The sequence below is a fragment of the Sphingobacterium sp. UBA6645 genome (assembly GCF_002455685.1).
GTDB lineage: Bacteria > Bacteroidota > Bacteroidia > Sphingobacteriales > Sphingobacteriaceae > Sphingobacterium > Sphingobacterium hotanense.
This window is the reverse complement of sequence record NZ_DKLH01000032.1, coordinates 23242-23757: the sequence shown is the minus strand read 5'-3', so window position 1 is coordinate 23757 and position 516 is coordinate 23242. Positions and strand designations below refer to the sequence as shown.

Here is a 516-nt window from a genome sequence, read left to right as displayed (position 1 = left end):
TTCCGCATCTCGCTTCCGCTTCTCTTATGTTGTGCGCCTTGTTTCCGTGGCGCTCAAGCTTTCAGTTTTATCAGCTTCGAGCTTTGCGCTCTCAGCCGTTCCCCGTAGTTGGGACTGCAAAGGTAGAAGGTTTTTTTTAATTCCCAAAATTTATTTTAAAATATTTTTTGAGGCTTTTTTTGAGGTCGAAATATCCTGCTTTTCAGCGGCGGATATCTCGCTCTTTCCTTCCCGATGTCATGGCCGTTTCGACCGTCCCTCCCTTGCGGAGTGGTGCAAAGATAGGGACAAATTGACCATACTTCCAAGACCTGCAAACGAATATTTTTAGCGGAATAGCGTAACTCGCTAGCAATGTGAGCAATAATTTATCGAGAAATAGGTAGGAAGGGGCGGTTCTGCGGGTTAGTGGAGGGAAATGGGGGATTGGAAGGGGCCTGGAAGGGGATTGGCTTGGGGCAAAGCTTTTGCAGTACCCTTGCTCTCCCCTATCAGAGCCCTTGCCGAGCGGGCTTG

At 48.6% G+C, this 516-nt stretch carries 1 protein-coding gene; it reads left to right on the top strand.

The window, feature by feature from the left end:
• Nucleotides 1–331, top strand: a 331-nt coding sequence (locus B2400_RS05415; protein WP_293931648.1) for a hypothetical protein, incomplete at its 5' end; no start/stop codon positions are given.
• Between the last annotated feature and the right edge of the window lie 185 nt (nucleotides 332–516).